Genomic DNA, 13,207 nt, shown 5'->3' with positions numbered 1-13,207 from the left:
TCCTTCATTCCGATGTTCCACTCGTTTATTCGAACAAATCTACTAGACTCGGAGCATGACGCAGACCACCACACACGACGTCGAGCAGCGCTCCATGCTGCTCGATTCCTGGGTGGAGAAGCGGCGACAGATCGCTGCCCTCGAGGCTGAGGCCTCCGCGCTCCTCGCCGAGCGCCTGCGACTCTGCGCCGCCGAAGAAGACGAGAACCCATACCACCGCGACGCGATCCGACGATCGATGGTCTCCGAGTATTCGGCGGCGGGTCGCATGACCCAGGGCAGCGTCGAGTATGCCTTCTCCGACGCCCGGTTCCTCGAGACGAGCCATCCTGGAGTGCGAGAGGCTTTCCGACGCGGGGCGATCACCGCCGCGCACGTCCGCGAGATCGTGCGGGCCGCGGGCGTGGTGCGCGAAGCCGTCAACAACGGAAAGGCGGATGCCGACGTGCTGCCGCTCTACGACACGGTCGCCGTGATCGTCGCCGAGACCGAGACGCCCGCTCGCACCCGCACGCATCTGCGCGAGCTCGCCGCCGTGCTCGCCGGGGCGACGACGAACGAACGTCATGCGCAGGCGAAATCTGAGCGCACGGTCACGATGCGAGCGGCGGGCGACGGCCTCGCGGTCCTGACGGTCGTACTGCCCGAGTACCTCGCGACGGCGATCATGGATCGCCTGACCCAGCTTGCACGCGCCGTCATCGCGGGGCGCGACGATCACGCGATCTTCGGCGACGGCACGTTCACCACAGACCCCGTCAACGAGCACATCCCCGCGGATGACCGCACGATCGACCAGGTGCGTGCCGATCTGCTCATCGATCTGCTCCTCGCCTCCGATCCGAGCGCCGCGAACGGGTCAGGGCTCGACAACATCGTCGCGCGCATCCAGGTCACGGTCGCCGCCACGACGCTCGCCGGCTGCGACGACCGATCAGCCCAGCTTGACGGCCACGGCCCGCTCCACCCCGACATCGCCCGCGATCTCGCCGGGCGCAACGGCGGGTGGGCACGCCTGTTCCTCGACCCTCACGGAATGGTCGTCGAGACCGACAACTACTCACCCACCGAATCGATGCGGAGGTTCCTTCGCGCCCGTGACCAGCACTGCCGATTCCCCGGATGCAGAATGCCGGCGCATAGGTGCCAGATCGATCACACCTTCGACCACGCCAAGGGAGGGAAGACCGAGATTCACAATCTCGCCCACCTCTGCGTCCGGCATCACGCGCTGAAACACCCCGACATGGCGGATGCGCATCGATGGACGGCACATCAGCTTCCCGACGGAACCATCGACTGGTTCAGCCCGCTCGGGCGCAGGTATCGAGACACTCCACGTCCGCGCGTGATGTTCGTCTGATGTGCGAGATCTCCCACGCGAGACCTGACACGAGACCTCAGGCACGAGACCTCAGCCGCGCCCCTTCAGGCGCGAGCCGCAGCTGCCGCAGCCGCTGCGATCGGCAGGGCGGCCTCGATGCGCTGCAGGTCTTCCTCGCCGTGGGCCGCCGTGAGGAACCACGCCTCGTAGACACTGGGCGGAAGCGCCACACCCTGCTCGCGCATGGCATGGAAGAACGGTGCGTACCGGAACGCGTCCTGAGCCTGCGCCTGAGCGTAATCGCGAGGTGCAGATGCCCGGAACGACGGGTTGAAGAGGCTGCCCGCGTTCGCCACGGAGTGCGTCACGCCCGCCTCCGTCAGCGCCGCCGTCACTGCGGCCGCCACCCGAGCAGCCGCCGCATCGACGGTCGCGTAGACCTCCGGAGTGGCGAGCCGCAAGGTCGCGAGGCCGGCCGCCACCGAGAGCGGATTGCCCGACAGGGTTCCCGCCTGATAGACCGGACCGAGCGGGGCGAGCAGATCCATGACCTCAGCACGCCCGCCGAGAGCTGCAAGCGGCATCCCCCCGCCGACGACCTTGCCGAACGTGAAGATGTCGGGCAGGTACTCCTCGCCGGCGGCAGCCTGAAGCCCCCAATACCCGGCGGGATGCACCCGGAAGCCCGTGAGCACCTCGTCGATGATCATCAGCGCACCGTGCGCGTGCGCGGTGTCTGCGATGAATCGGTTGAACCCAGGCAATGGTGCGACGACGCCCATGTTCGCGGCCGACGCCTCGACGATCACAGCCGCGATACGCGAACCGTGCTCGGCGAAGACCGCCTCGAGAGCATCCCGGTCGTTGTAGTCGATCACGAGGGTCTGCGCGGCGATCGGAGCCGGCACACCGGCAGATCCGGGCAGCGCCAGTGTCGCGACTCCCGAGCCCGCCGCAGCCAGCAGGCCGTCGGAGTGTCCGTGATAGTGGCCGGCGAACTTCACCAGCAGGTCACGTCCCGTCGCTCCGCGAGCGAGGCGGATGGCGGTCATGGTCGCCTCGGTGCCCGTCGACACGAGGCGCACACGCTCGATCGGGCGCACCTCGCCGAAGCGCACGCGGTCCGCGATCAGCGCCGCGAGCTCCACCTCACCCTCGGTGGGCGCCCCGAAAGACAGTCCGCGAGCCGCAGCGTCCTGCACAGCGGCGACGATCTCGGGGTGGGCATGACCGAGCAACGCCGGCCCCCACGAGGCGACGAGGTCGACATACTCGACACCCTCGGCATCCGTCACCCTCGCGCCCGAGGCTGACGCGAGGAATCGCGGCGTGCCGCCGACCGATCCATAGGCGCGCACCGGCGAGTTCACGCCGCCCGGGATCACCGTGCGGGCAGCGGAGAACAGGTCGTCATTGCGGTCGGTCATTGGTCCCTCCAGAGCGACGGCGACGCGGCGGATCAGCCGCGGAGCCAGCGGGCGGCTTCGGTCGCCCAATAGGTGAGCACTGCGTCGGCGCCGGCACGGCGGATCGACAGCAGCGACTCCAGAATCGATGCACGGCGGTCGATCCAGCCGTTCGCCGCGGCGGCCTCGATCATCGCGTACTCGCCCGACACCTGGTAGGCCCAGACCGGGATGTCGACGGTGTCGCGCACCTCGCGCAACACGTCGAGGAATGCCATCGCCGGCTTGACCATGACGATGTCGGCGCCCTCCTGCTGATCGACGACGGCCTCGCGCACACCCTCGAGACGGTTGCCGGGGTCGAGCTGGTAGGTGCGACGATCGCCCTTCAGCTGCGAGTCGACGGCCTCACGGAAGGGCCCGTAGAAAGCGCTCGCATACTTCGCGGCATAGGCGAGCAGCAGAGTGTCAGTGAAGCCTTCGGCGTCGAGCGCCGCGCGAATCACCGCGACCTGGCCGTCCATCATGCCCGAGAGCCCGAGCAGCTGCGACCCCGCACGCGCCTGCGCGAGTGCCATCGACGCGTACCGCACGAGCGTGGCATCGTTGTCGACCGAACCGTCGGCGGCGAGCACACCGCAGTGTCCGTGGTCGGTGAACTCGTCGAGGCAGAGATCCGTCTGCAACACCAGAGCGTCGCCGACCTCGGCGGCGAGAACCTCTGTCGCGACGTTCAGGATGCCCTTCGGATCGTCGGCACCCGAACCCTGCGCGTCACGCACAGCGGGCACCCCGAACAGCATCACGCCGCCGACACCCGCCTCCGCCGCATCCACTGCGGCGGCGCGAAGCGAGTCGAGCGAATGCTGCGCGACGCCCGGCATCGAGCCGATCGGCGACGGATCCGAGAGCCCCTCCCGCACGAACATCGGGAGCACCAGATTGCGCGGTTCGAGCGACGTCTCACGGACCAGTCCGCGGATCGCCGGAGACTGCCGCAATCGGCGCAGCCGCACATCGGGGAAGCTCACGGTGCCAGCTCATCCGACGCGTGCGGAAGGGTGAAGCTCGACACCGCATCGATGAGTGCGTCGACCGTCTGCCGGTCAGCCACGACCGTGATCGGGAGTCCGGCCCTGTCGGCATCCTTCGCGGTGCGAGGACCGATCGCCGCCAACAGCGTCTCGTCGGGGATCTGCGGGAACTGCTCACGCACCTGCTCTGCCACCGAGCCGCTGGTGATGAGGATCGCGTTGATGCGACCGTTCTCGACATCGCGCTTGATGCGATCCGTCACCGGCACACCGACAGTGCGGTACGCCACGACACTGTCGACGTCATGACCGGCGTCCTGCAGCATCACGCTCAGCACCGGCTTCGCGATCTCACTGCGAAGGGCGAGGATGCGTCGACGCGCCTGGGTCTCGAGCGCGATGAGCTGCTCTGCCATCCCCGCGGCGGAGTTGTCTTCTTCGGGGACGATCGCGACCTCGTAGCCCACAGCCTGCAGCGCCGCTGCCGTGGTCTCGCCGACCGCCGCGATCCTCGTCGAGCGAGGCACCACGGCGCGATGCGCGAACATCACGTCGACCGTGGTCGCGCTCGTGACCGTCAGCCAGTCGTACTCACCCGCCGCGAGCCGCCGAAGTGCGGTGTCGAGCGCCGCCTGATCGGTGGTCGGCGCGAAGTTGATCAGCGGCGCGACGACGGGCACCGCTCCACGGTCGCGAAGACTCGCGGCCACCCCGTCACCCCACGGGCCACCGCGCGGTACCAGGATCCGCCAGCCGTCCAGCGGCCGGTCCTGCTTGGAATTCGTCATGAAGAATGCTCTCGGGAAACAAGGTCAGCCGCCCCTTGATCGAGCAGCCGACGGGCAACACTCAACCCGAGCTCGCGAGCCGCGCGCATCGGGACTGCACCATCGGCAGCATCCGCTCCATTGCCACTGCCGTTCCGTTGAATATACTCCCCGTTCAGTGCCTCCGTGACGTCGAGCCCGATCCGGCGACCCCCATCCGGGGCGTAGACGACCGTCCTGACGCGGATCTCTCCCCTGTCGAAAGTCGCATGCGCGGCCATCGGCGCCTGGCACCCCGCGTCGAGACCCTCGAGCACCGCGCGTTCGACCGTGACAGCCAGACGCGTCGTCTCGTCGTCCAGTTCTACGAGGGCCGCGAGGAGCTCCTCAGGAGCATCGTCGCGGGTCTCCACAGCGAGCGAACCCTGCCCCGGAGCCGTCGGCCACTCTGCGAGGCCCAGTTCCTCGCGGCGCAGCGGCGAGTCGGAACCGAGGCGCGACAGGCCCGCCGCGGCGAGGATCACCGCATCCAGGTCACCCGATGCGACCCGCTGCAACCGCGAGTCGACGTTGCCGCGGATGTCGATGATCTCGGCATGGGGAGCCCGTCGGTGGACCTGCGCGATGCGTCGCGGAGAGCCGGTGCCCACCGTGCTGCCCGTTCCCAGCTCGTGCAGCGGCGTGCCCTCACGGGTGATCACCACGTCGCGGGCGTCTTCGCGCACGGGTGTCGCGGCGATGACGAGTCCCGCCGGAATCGCGGTCGGAAGATCTTTGAGCGAGTGCACGAGAAAGTCGCACTCTCCCGCCAGCAGCGCCTCCCGCAGTCGGGTGGCGAAGATGCCCTGTCCGCCGATCTCCGACAGTGAGGCACGATTCGTGTCGCCCTCGCTGGTGATCGGGACGAGCTCGACACGGCGTCCCGACACCTTCTCGAGAGCAGCGGCGACGTGGCCCGACTGCGCCTGAGCGAGCGCGCTGCGGCGCGTGCCCAGCCGGATCGGGGTGGACCGGTTCATCGGAATCGTCATGGCGCGGCCTACTGCAGCACGTCCGCGATCTCGTCGAAGCGGAGACGGCGGCCCGTGTAGAAGGGGATCTCCTCCTTCACGAAGAGACGCGCATCGGTGTAGCGCAGGTCGCGCATGAGGTCGACGAGCTCGGTCACATCATCGGCCTCGAGCGGGAGCAGCCACTCGTAGTCGCCCAGCGCGAACGCCGCGACGGTGTTGGCGATGACGCCCGTGAAGGCGGCACCCTTACGCCCGTGATCGGCGAGCATCTTGCGACGCTCCTCCTCCGGGGCGAGGTACCACTCGGGCGTGCGCACAAAGGGGTACAGGCAGAGCCAGTCCTTCGCCTCCACACCGCGGAGGAACCCGGGCACGTGTGCGCGGTTGAACTCGGCGTCGCGGTGCACGCCCATGACGTTCCAGACCGGGAGCAGCGAGCGCAGCAGTTCGACGCGGCGGAGTCTGCGCAGAGCCTTCTGCAGTTCCTCGGCCGTGTCGCCGTGCAGCCAGACCATGAGGTCGGCGTCGGCCTTGAGCCCCGAGACGTCGTAGAAGCCGCGGATCGTGACGCCGGAATCCTCGATGTACGACACGATCGTCTCGAGCTCCGTCGAGTCGGACTCGGTGACCGGAACGTCGGGGTTTCGTCGCCAGACGGCCCACAGGGTGAAGCCGGACGGGTTCTCTTCGCGCTCATCGGACATGGATCCAGTCTGCCCCCTTTGCCCAGTCGTGGCTAATCCCCCGGGCCCGCTTGACAGGCTCGGGAGACGGGCGTCAGCGCGAGATCGACGTCAGCAGTGCGAGAAGACCTCAGCGCGAGAGAGCTCGAGCAGCGACCCACACCACGCCGCCGACCGCGGCGGCGATTGCGACGGCGGCGGCCACAGCCGCGACCGGGTTGCGGTCGGCGAACACCCGGGCCTTCGCCGCGGCGCGCTTCGAGGCCTTGTCGAGGCGACGCGGCACGTTGCCCTTGACCTCGATCGCGGCGAGCGCGGCCTTCAACTCGGCACGAGCCGATGCGACGGGGTCGGCGATGCCGGCCGGCACCGCGGTCTTGGGCAGCGAGGTGAGGCCTGATGCCTTCTGCAGGGGGGTGAGGTCAGAGTTCGTCATCGCCGGCTTCCTTCACGAGTCGGATGTCCTCGCCGACCGCCTGAGCGGGATTCTGGCGGCGGAGCACCTTGCGGAACTTCAGGATGCCGAGCAGTGCGAACAACAGCACGGCGATGATCAGGATGCCGAGCACGGCGAGCGCGGACAGCCAGACCGGCCACCACGACGACAGCCCCGCGATCGCGAACACGAGGATCACCGGCACGGCCCAGAAGAGGAAGAACAGAGCGACGAGGAACCAGACGGAGCCGATGCCGGCATCCTTCGCGGTTCTCGACACCCACGTCTTCGCCGCGTCGATCTCGGCCTTGATGAGGTTCCCGATGAGTTCGGGCAGGTCGCCGATCAGCGACAGCAGACTGTCTTCGGCGCGGTCGCGGTATCCGCGGGGCATGTCAGTCTCCGGACTTCGCGGCGGTGGAACGTGCGGACGGCGAGCTCTTGGCAACCGGCTTCTTGGCCGCGGGCTTGCTCGCGGCATCCTTCTTGGCCGCGTCCTTGGCCTCGTCGACCGCGTCTTCCGTCGCGTCGACGATGTCTTCCGCTGCCTTACGGCCTGCGGCGACGGCGGAATCCAGGCGCTGTCCGGCGGTCTTGTCTCCACCGCCCGCCGACTTGACGACCTTCTGCACGCCGGTCCAGATCGCACCCGGCACGGCTGCGGCTTTGTCGCCGACGTAGCCCTTGACCTTCACGACCTGGTCCTGAACCTGGTCGAGATTCCAGACCTTGAGCCACTGCGTCTTGATCTGCTCGTAGCGCTCGCGTCCTGCGCGCGTTCCGATGACATATCCCACGCCGAGTCCTACGACGAGTCCGATCTTCCCCTTCATGGGGTCTCCTCACGTTGTTCCGGTGTGAACGCCTAGGGCGAACCGACGACTCGGGGTCGCCTGCCAAGTGTCCAGCGTAACGCCGTATGCCGATTTCGGCATCTAAACCTCAGAGGGTTGACAGCGCGCGCCGGATAGGGGTCGCCCCGAGGCGAGACCCCCGGTCGGCTCAGTCCCAGAGCAGCGCGCGCCGCAGACGGTCGGCTTCCTGCTGCGCGTCGGGCACGACCTGCGCGAGTCCGGTTCCGGCGAGCCAGGCCCCGACGGCGGCCAGACCCGCGACCGCCTGCACCGCGGCTCGCGCCTCGCTGCGGCGTTCGCCGGAGCCGATGATCGACGCGGGCTGCGACTGCACGAAACGCGAGCGGTGCGCCGCGACGACGTCGCTCTGCGCGAGCGAGACACCGAGAAGGGCGGATGCCTCGCGCACCGCGAGGCGTGCCGCCGCGGCGTCGTCCAGACCCGCAGTCGCGGCCGGCTCACCCTGTGCACCGAACGAGACCCTCACCACGTGCCGATCTCCTGCAGCCCGGCGCACCCACTCCCACTTGGCCGTGGAATGGGTGAGAGCCTTCGCCGTGTGGCTGCCCGGCACGGTCAGCACCCCCGTGCCGCGGGGTGCGCCGTCGAGCGCCGAAGGAGCCAGCAGCAGCGTGACGAGCTCGATCTCCGGCGACTCGGCCGCGTCTGTCGAAGCGAGCGCGGGAGCGACTGCGGACAGCAGAATCCGCGCCGATGCCTCGGGGGTCGCGATCACGACTCCGTCGGCCGCCAGGATGCGTTCGTCTGAGAGACCGGCCTCAGCCGATCCGACACCGTCGACCGACGGGGAGTCCTCCCGCACACGCTCGACGGGGCCCTCGGTGGCCACCGTCCACGAGTCTCCGGACTTCGCGACCGCCGTCGCCCTGACTCCGGTGCGCACGACGCCGCCGAGCTTCTCGAGGTCTGCGACGAGCGCATCGATCAGCACCGTCATACCGCCGTCGAGGCCCTCGACCGCTGCGCCCGGCGACTGGGCCTTCGCGGCACGCGACGCGCTCTCGTCGCGCAGCGCGAGAACTGCTCCCGACAGGGATCCGACTCGAGTCAGCGCGGCATTGAGCCCCGGAGCCGCGACATCGACGTCGACGTCTTCGGGCGAGGCCGAGTACACGCCGGTGGTCACCGGAGCGACGAGGCGATCCCGCACCTTCGACCCCATGCGCGAGGCGACCAGCCTGCCCAGGCTCTGGTTGTGCCCGATCGTGAGCGGCGGCCGCACCCGGTCGAGGTAGGCACGCCAGACGCCCGACCACCCGAGGATGCGACGGACGTCTTCTTGGAACGGATTCCCGGGGATGCCCAGGATCCCCCCGACGGGAAGCGGTGCGGCGCCGATGCCGGGGACGCCCGCGAGCCACGCTCCGCCGGCCGCGGGGGCCACGATGCGGTCGGTGAGCCCCAGGTCGTCGATCAGCGCTCGCACGTGCCCGCCGCGCGTGGCGTAGCTCTCGGCACCCGCATCGAGCACGACACCGTCGAGCTCGGCGCGCTGCAGTGCGCCGCCCACGGCATCCGTGCTCTCGAGCAGCGTCACCCGCATGCCGACCTTGGCGCACTCACGCGCCGCGATCAGGCCGCCGATGCCTCCGCCGACGACGACGACATGCTTCTGCGCCGCACGCTCTGCGCGGGCTGCCAGCTCGGCGCGGGAGGCCGCACTGTGGGGCTCAGAGGTCATGGGTCGGGTCCTTGCCGTCAGAGGGAATGGACGAGCTCGACGATTCGCGTCAGCTGGTCGGGGTCGGTCTCGGGCGGCACCCCGTGCCCGAGGTTGACGATGTGACCGCGGGCGGCGCGGCCCCGCTCGACCACGTCGCGCACGTGCGCCTCGAGCACGGGCCATGGCGCAGCGAGGAGAGCCGGGTCGATGTTCCCCTGCACCGAGACGTCCGGCCCGACGATCGCGGCCGCCTCGTCCAGAGGCATCCGCCAGTCGACACCGACGGCATCGGCGATGCCGTCGAGTCGCATGTCCGCGAGGAACGGCCCGGTGCCGACTCCGAAGTGGATGCTCGGAACTCCCAAGCCCTCGAGCGCCGTGTGCGAGTGGGGCGCCACGAATGCGCGGTAATCGGCCGTGCTGAGCGACCCCGCCCACGAGTCGAAGAGCTGTACGACAGATGCTCCGGCGTCGCGCTGCGTCTCGAGGAAGCGCCGGGAGATCTGCGCCAGCCATCCGGCGAGGCGATGCCAGGCATCGGGGTCGGCGTGCATCATGGCGCGGGCACGCAGATGCTCTTTCGAGGGGCCGCCTTCGACGAGGTAGGCGGCGAGCGTGAACGGCGCTCCGGCGAAGCCGATCAGCGGAACGTCTCCCAGTTCGGCGGTCACCAGACGCACCGCCTCGGCGATGGCCGTGCCGTCGAGCGAGTCGGGATCGATCGCCGTGATGCGGTCGACGTCGGCCGCCGTGCGCACGGGGTCGGCGAAGACGGGGCCGCGCCCGGGCTCGATCTCGACCTCGACGCCGGCGAGGCGAAGGGGAATCACGATGTCGCTGAAGAACACCGCGGCGTCCACCCCGTGCCGGCGCACCGGCTGCAGGGTGATCTCGGCCGCGAGGTCGGGGGTCAGGCAGGCATCCAGCATGCGCGTTCCCACCCGCAGCTCGCGGTACTCCGGCAGCGATCGTCCGGCCTGTCGCATGAACCACACGGGGGCATGCTCGGGGCGGGGTCCGGTGAGGGCGCGCAGCAGCGGAGCGTCGGAGAGGGGCATGCCTCCATCCTCCCATCTCCCCCTCGGGCCGACCTGTGCGCGAGGAGGGGTAGAATCGATGTGTGCTGCTGTGTGTCACGGCGAGTCACAAGACCGCCTCCTTCGATTTGCTCGAACGCTTGAGCCGCACCCCCGACGATGTCGCCTCCACGATCGTGGACACGGCGTCGTGCGTGCAGGGTGCGGTCGTTCTTGCTACCTGCAACCGGTTCGAGGCGTACGTCGAGATGGACGAGCCCGTCACCGCGGCGGGTGCGATCGGCGTCGAAGCCGTGCTCGAAGCGGTCGAATCCGCCACCGGCATCCCGACCGCCGAGCTCGACGGCGCGTACGACGTGCACTCGGGGCGCCGCGTCGCCGAACACCTCTTCTCCGTGGCGTCTGGCCTCGAATCCGTGGTCTCCGGCGAAGGCGAGATCGCGGGCCAGGTGCGCCGCGCGCTGAAGTCGGCACGCAAGGACGGCACCACCTCGCCCGAACTCGAGCGGCTGTTCCAGCGCGCGAGCCAGGCGCAACGCAAGGTCAAGAACGTCACAGCCCTCGGTCGCGCCGGTCGCTCGCTCGTGCGTCTGGCCCTGGAACTCGCCGACAGCCGCATCGCCGACTGGTCTGCGGAGCGCGTGCTGCTCGTGGGCACAGGCGCCTACGCCGCCGTCACCCTGGCCACGCTGCGCGAGCGCGGCGCCGTCAACATCTCGGTGTACTCGCCGTCGGGCCGCGCCGAGAAGTTCGCCGCGAAGCACGGCATCCGCCCGGTCGCGGCCGACGACTACGCGCGCATCGCCTCGCGCTCGAGTCTGCTGATCACCTGCACCACTGCGACCGAGCCCGTGCTCACCCCCGCGCACCTGCAGGCGCCGACGGGCATCGCCTCCGCCGGCTGCCCCGTCGCCTCGCACAGCCAGCTGGTCGTCGACCTCGGCATGCCCCGCAACGTCGACCCCGCGGTCGCCGCGGTCGAGGGCGTCGCACTGCTCGACCTCGAGACCATCAGCCTGCACGCTCCACTCGACGAGCTGCAGGCGACGGATGCCGCGCGCACCGTCGTCCGCGAAGCCGCCGACACCTTCCACGTCGTCGGAAGCCGCCAGAGCGTCACCCCCTCGGTCGTCGCACTGCGGTCGCACATGTTCGCGCTGCTGGAGGCCGAGATCGGCCGCGCCCGCGCACGCGGCGATGAAGACGGCAAGGTCGAACAGGCTCTTCGCCACCTCACCGGAGTTCTTCTTCACACGCCGACCACGCGCGCGCACGAACTCGCCGCGACCGGTCGTGCAGACGAGTTCTCCGCGGCGCTGTCGACGCTCTACGGCATCTCGCCCGCCGAGATCGCTCAGCCCGCGATCTCGGACGACGCCGCGACCGCCTGACGCGTCCGCTCTCTCTGCACCGGAGAGGCTCTGCGGGCATCTCTCCCGCCTGACCGCGTGTTTCCTGCATGCAGGGCGCGCCGCGTACCCCACGCTTCATATCGTCGAATGCATGACAGCGTCCGACCCTCGGCGCAGACTGGGAGCATGCTCGTGGACCCGAACGTGATCGGCATCATCATCGCCCTCTTCGCCTTCACCGCCACCGTGCTCGGAGGGGTCTCCCGAATGCTCGCGCGGCAGTCTCGGGGTCTCGACGTTCGCTTCGACAGGATCGACGAGCGCTTCACGAGGGTCGAGACCGACATCGCCGGCCTCCGCACTGAACTCAAAGCCGACATCGCCGGCCTCCGCACCGAACTCAAAGCGGACATCGCCGGCCTCCGCACCGAACTCAAAGCGGACATCGCCGACCTCCGCACCGAGCTCAAGACCGAGATCCACGACGTCAAGACCGAGCTCAAAGCGGACATCGCCGACGTGCGGGTCTCGATCGCGAGGCTCGAAGGGCCGTTGCCCAAGCTCCAGCGCATCTGACACCGCCGAAGGAGCAGTGGTGGTGCCAGACTGAAGGCATGGCCCTTCACATCACCGGAGACACCGCCGCCGACGCCCTGCTCACCGACAACCCGCTGGCACTGCTGGTGGGCATGTTGCTCGACCAGCAGGTGCCGATGGAGACCGCGTTCGCAGGCCCGCTCAAGATCGAGCAGCGCACGGGCGCTGCGGATGCGTCAGCCATCGCGCACATGGATCCCGAGGAGTTCCTCGCAGCGTTCAAGGAGACGCCGGCTGTGCACCGCTTCCCCGGCTCCATGGCCACTCGGGTGCAGACCCTGTGCCAGGACATCGTCGATCAGTGGGGCGGCGACGCCTCAGCGATCTGGACCGAGGGCGACCCCTCAGGTGCCGAGGTGCTGAAGCGCCTCAAGGCCCTGCCGGGATTCGGTGAGCAGAAGGCGAAGATCTTCGTCGCGCTGCTGGGCAAGCAATACGGCTTCACCGGAGAGGGGTGGCGCGAGGCAGCGGGCGACTACGGCATCGAGGGCTCGTACCGCAGTGTCGCCGACATCGTCTCGCCCGAGTCGCTGACCAAGGTGCGCGAGCACAAGAAGGCGATGAAGGCCGCGGCGAAGGCGAAAGCATGAGACCCACCGGCGATGACGTCGCCGGACTCATCGCTCGTTCCAGCCCCGCCGCACGCCGCCGGGATGCCGAGACCCTCACCGCACTCATGCAGGAGATCACAGGCCGCGAGCCGCAGACCTGGGGAACGATCATCGGCTTCGGCAGCTGCCATTACCGCTATCCGACCGGCACCGAGGGCGACAGCGGTCTGCTCGGCTTCGCACCTCGAAAAGCCGCCACGACGATCTACCTGTTCGACGGGGTCGACGCGCACAGCGATGCGCTCGAGAAGCTCGGCCCGCATACGACAGGGGTCGGATGCCTGTACATCAAGGACCTCGAGAAGATCGACCTCGACGTGCTCCGCGGAATCCTCGAGAGTTCACTCGCCTGGGTCGAAGCAGGCGGCACCGATCAGGTGCAGTTGACCGTCACGAGCTGAAGAGGGAC

Annotated in this window: 15 protein-coding genes; 5 read left to right on the top strand and 10 right to left on the bottom strand. The window is 69.0% G+C overall.

Annotated elements, in window-relative coordinates:
- The first annotated feature begins 55 nt into the window (after window positions 1-55).
- Complete coding sequence (locus ACZZZN_RS17450) at window positions 56-1,363, top strand: HNH endonuclease signature motif containing protein (protein ID WP_463506393.1); 1,308 nt, start codon at window positions 56-58, stop codon at window positions 1,361-1,363.
- 65 nt (window positions 1,364-1,428) lie between these two features.
- Here the strand turns inward: ACZZZN_RS17450 and hemL are convergent, their stop codons facing one another.
- The 10 genes from hemL to hemE all read right to left on the bottom strand — a co-directional run bounded on the left by hemL (window position 1,429) and on the right by hemE (window position 10,259).
- A complete protein-coding gene (gene hemL / locus ACZZZN_RS17445; protein ID WP_463506392.1) occupies window positions 1,429-2,751 on the bottom strand; it encodes a glutamate-1-semialdehyde 2,1-aminomutase in 1,323 nt (440 codons plus the stop codon).
- A 32-nt stretch (window positions 2,752-2,783) separates the two neighbouring features.
- Window positions 2,784-3,761, bottom strand: coding sequence for a porphobilinogen synthase (hemB, locus tag ACZZZN_RS17440; RefSeq protein ID WP_463506391.1), 978 nt, complete (start codon window positions 3,759-3,761; stop codon window positions 2,784-2,786).
- Window positions 3,758-4,552, bottom strand: a complete 795-nt coding sequence (locus ACZZZN_RS17435; protein WP_463506390.1) for a uroporphyrinogen-III synthase — start codon at window positions 4,550-4,552, stop codon at window positions 3,758-3,760. Before ACZZZN_RS17435 ends, hemB begins: the two co-directional genes overlap by 4 nt.
- On the bottom strand, window positions 4,549-5,562 hold the full coding sequence (gene hemC, locus ACZZZN_RS17430) for a hydroxymethylbilane synthase (RefSeq protein ID WP_463506389.1): 1,014 nt from the start codon (window positions 5,560-5,562) through the stop codon (window positions 4,549-4,551). Before hemC ends, ACZZZN_RS17435 begins: the two co-directional genes overlap by 4 nt.
- An 8-nt stretch (window positions 5,563-5,570) precedes the next feature.
- Window positions 5,571-6,248, bottom strand: coding sequence for a hydrogen peroxide-dependent heme synthase (gene hemQ, locus ACZZZN_RS17425; RefSeq protein WP_463506388.1), 678 nt, complete (start codon window positions 6,246-6,248; stop codon window positions 5,571-5,573).
- Window positions 6,249-6,357: 109 nt separating this feature from the next.
- A complete protein-coding gene (locus tag ACZZZN_RS17420; RefSeq protein WP_463506387.1) occupies window positions 6,358-6,663 on the bottom strand; it encodes a hypothetical protein in 306 nt (101 codons plus the stop codon).
- Entirely contained in the window at window positions 6,650-7,057 is a 408-nt protein-coding gene (locus tag ACZZZN_RS17415; protein ID WP_463506386.1) for a phage holin family protein, read from the bottom strand. The genes ACZZZN_RS17420 and ACZZZN_RS17415 overlap by 14 nt, the downstream gene beginning before the upstream one ends.
- 1 nt (window position 7,058) lies before the next feature.
- Window positions 7,059-7,496, bottom strand: coding sequence for a hypothetical protein (locus ACZZZN_RS17410; protein ID WP_463506385.1), 438 nt, complete (start codon window positions 7,494-7,496; stop codon window positions 7,059-7,061).
- A gap of 169 nt (window positions 7,497-7,665) precedes the next feature.
- Window positions 7,666-9,219 (bottom strand): protoporphyrinogen/coproporphyrinogen oxidase, encoded by a 1,554-nt coding sequence (locus ACZZZN_RS17405; RefSeq protein WP_463506384.1) that lies wholly within the window; start codon window positions 9,217-9,219, stop codon window positions 7,666-7,668.
- A 17-nt stretch (window positions 9,220-9,236) separates the two neighbouring features.
- Window positions 9,237-10,259, bottom strand: a complete 1,023-nt coding sequence (hemE, locus tag ACZZZN_RS17400; RefSeq protein ID WP_463506383.1) for a uroporphyrinogen decarboxylase — start codon at window positions 10,257-10,259, stop codon at window positions 9,237-9,239.
- Between the two features lie 62 nt (window positions 10,260-10,321).
- Here hemE and ACZZZN_RS17395 point away from each other — a divergent pair, with 62 nt between their 5' ends.
- The 4 genes from ACZZZN_RS17395 (at window position 10,322) to ACZZZN_RS17380 (ending at window position 13,199) form a co-directional block, all read left to right on the top strand.
- On the top strand, window positions 10,322-11,629 hold the full coding sequence (locus ACZZZN_RS17395) for a glutamyl-tRNA reductase (protein ID WP_463506382.1): 1,308 nt from the start codon (window positions 10,322-10,324) through the stop codon (window positions 11,627-11,629).
- 147 nt (window positions 11,630-11,776) lie between these two features.
- Window positions 11,777-12,166, top strand: a complete 390-nt coding sequence (locus tag ACZZZN_RS17390; RefSeq protein WP_463506381.1) for a hypothetical protein — start codon at window positions 11,777-11,779, stop codon at window positions 12,164-12,166.
- 38 nt (window positions 12,167-12,204) lie between these two features.
- Window positions 12,205-12,777 (top strand): HhH-GPD-type base excision DNA repair protein, encoded by a 573-nt coding sequence (locus tag ACZZZN_RS17385; protein WP_463506380.1) that lies wholly within the window; start codon window positions 12,205-12,207, stop codon window positions 12,775-12,777.
- Entirely contained in the window at window positions 12,774-13,199 is a 426-nt protein-coding gene (locus ACZZZN_RS17380) for a DUF1801 domain-containing protein (protein WP_463506379.1), read from the top strand. Before ACZZZN_RS17385 ends, ACZZZN_RS17380 begins: the two co-directional genes overlap by 4 nt.
- The last annotated feature ends 8 nt before the right edge of the window (window positions 13,200-13,207 follow it).

The organism is Microbacterium sp. AC145 (assembly GCF_979258505.1).
Note: the sequence above shows the minus strand (reverse complement) of the source record. Positions and strands in the feature narration are given on the sequence as shown.

Excerpts from the sequence above, each read along its gene's own strand:
- ACZZZN_RS17450 (WP_463506393.1), top strand. The coding sequence starts at position 56 with ATGACGCAGACCACCACACACGACGTCGAGCAGCGCTCCATGCTGCTC.
- hemL (WP_463506392.1), bottom strand. The coding sequence starts at position 2,751 with ATGACCGACCGCAATGACGACCTGTTCTCCGCTGCCCGCACGGTGATC.
- ACZZZN_RS17435 (WP_463506390.1), bottom strand. The coding sequence starts at position 4,552 with ATGACGAATTCCAAGCAGGACCGGCCGCTGGACGGCTGGCGGATCCTG.
- hemC (WP_463506389.1), bottom strand. The coding sequence starts at position 5,562 with ATGACGATTCCGATGAACCGGTCCACCCCGATCCGGCTGGGCACGCGC.
- hemQ (WP_463506388.1), bottom strand. The coding sequence starts at position 6,248 with ATGTCCGATGAGCGCGAAGAGAACCCGTCCGGCTTCACCCTGTGGGCC.
- ACZZZN_RS17420 (WP_463506387.1), bottom strand. The coding sequence starts at position 6,663 with ATGACGAACTCTGACCTCACCCCCCTGCAGAAGGCATCAGGCCTCACC.
- ACZZZN_RS17415 (WP_463506386.1), bottom strand. The coding sequence starts at position 7,057 with ATGCCCCGCGGATACCGCGACCGCGCCGAAGACAGTCTGCTGTCGCTG.
- ACZZZN_RS17410 (WP_463506385.1), bottom strand. The coding sequence starts at position 7,496 with ATGAAGGGGAAGATCGGACTCGTCGTAGGACTCGGCGTGGGATATGTC.
- ACZZZN_RS17405 (WP_463506384.1), bottom strand. The coding sequence starts at position 9,219 with ATGACCTCTGAGCCCCACAGTGCGGCCTCCCGCGCCGAGCTGGCAGCC.
- hemE (WP_463506383.1), bottom strand. The coding sequence starts at position 10,259 with ATGCCCCTCTCCGACGCTCCGCTGCTGCGCGCCCTCACCGGACCCCGC.
- ACZZZN_RS17390 (WP_463506381.1), top strand. The coding sequence starts at position 11,777 with ATGCTCGTGGACCCGAACGTGATCGGCATCATCATCGCCCTCTTCGCC.
- ACZZZN_RS17385 (WP_463506380.1), top strand. The coding sequence starts at position 12,205 with ATGGCCCTTCACATCACCGGAGACACCGCCGCCGACGCCCTGCTCACC.
- ACZZZN_RS17380 (WP_463506379.1), top strand. The coding sequence starts at position 12,774 with ATGAGACCCACCGGCGATGACGTCGCCGGACTCATCGCTCGTTCCAGC.